The 1,273-nt window shown below is 63.1% G+C and carries 1 protein-coding gene; it reads right to left on the bottom strand.

Features of this window, described 5'->3' with window-relative positions:
* Positions 1-19 precede the first annotated feature (19 nt).
* Positions 20-1,209, bottom strand: a protein-coding gene (locus ACXYMS_RS18180) for an IS3 family transposase (protein WP_458908264.1) whose coding sequence is annotated in 2 segments (ribosomal slippage) — positions 20-951 and positions 951-1,209 — 1,191 coding nt in all. Because the reading frame shifts where the segments join, the coding sequence is not laid out codon by codon here.
* Positions 1,210-1,273: the final 64 nt, after the last annotated feature.

Genomic DNA, 1,273 nt, shown 5'->3' with positions numbered 1-1,273 from the left:
GTGACGTTGCCCCCAACTTCTATCCAGCGTGAAGTAGACTCGGGCGGTTGGTTTGGCCGATCTGGCCGGTGTGAGCGACGGGGGCTGGCGCGGAGCTGGTCATTGAGCGGAGCGGCAGATCCCGTCGCGGGTTGAAGGTGTCGGCGTATTCGGCAGGCGTCATCCAACCCAGCCGCGAGTGAGGCCGGTGCAGATTGTAATCGGCGCGCCAGGACGCCACGGTGGCCCGGACGTGAGCAAGCGATGGGAAGAGCGTCTCATTGAGCAGTTCGTCCCGCAGCCTGCCGTTGAAGCTCTCGATGAAGGCATTCTGGATCGGCTTGCCCGGGGCAATGTAGTGCCAGCCGATCCCCATCCGGTCAGCGAACCCCAGGATGGCATTGGACGTGAACTCGGTCCCATTATCGCTGACGATCATCTTGGGTCGCCCTCGGCTGGCCATGAGGGTCTCGAGCTCCCTGGCAACGCGCAGGCCAGACAGCGAGGTGTCGGCCACCAAGGTCAGGCATTCGCGTGTGCAATCATCGACCACCGTCAGCACCCGGAAGCGCCGGCCGTCCGTCAGCTGGTCGGAGACGAAGTCCAGGGACCAGCGTTCGTTGGGCGCCATTGGGATCAGCATCGGCGCCCTGGTGCCCATGGCCCGCTTGCGGCCGCCACGGCGGTGCACCATCAGCTTCTCCTCGCGGTAGATCCGGAACAGGCGCTTGTGATTGACCTGATATCCTTCCCGCCGCAGCAGGACGTGCAGCCGCCGATAGCCGAACCGTCGCCGCTCGTGGGCAATGGCTTTCATCCGATCGCGCAGCACGATGTCATCGGTCCGAAGCGCCTGGTAGCGCATCGTCATCCGGCAACATCCCAACACTCGGCACGCCCGCCGCTCGCTCATCCCATAGGCAGTCTGGAGATGGGCGACAGCATCCCGCTCGGCGGCGGGCGCTACCATTTTTTTCCAAGAAGATCTTTCAGCGCGGCATTATCGAGCATGCTGTCGGCCAGCAGCTTCTTGAGCCGGGCGTTCTCGTCCTCAAGAGCCTTCAGGCGCCGGGCCTCGCTGACGTCCATGCCGCCATACTTGGCCTTCCACTTGTAGATGCTGGCATTGCTGACGCCGTGCTTGCGGCACAGGTCGGCAACTGGAACGCCGGCCTCCTGCTCTTTCAAGATCGCAATGATCTGCTCTTCGGTGAACCTGGTTCGCTTCATCTCTGGTCCTTCTGATGGGGCCAGAGCCTACTTCAAACTGGATTAGGCGCAGGGGGCAACGTCA

This window comes from Devosia sp. CAU 1758, from assembly GCF_054482695.1.
Note: the sequence above shows the minus strand (reverse complement) of the source record. Positions and strands in the feature narration are given on the sequence as shown.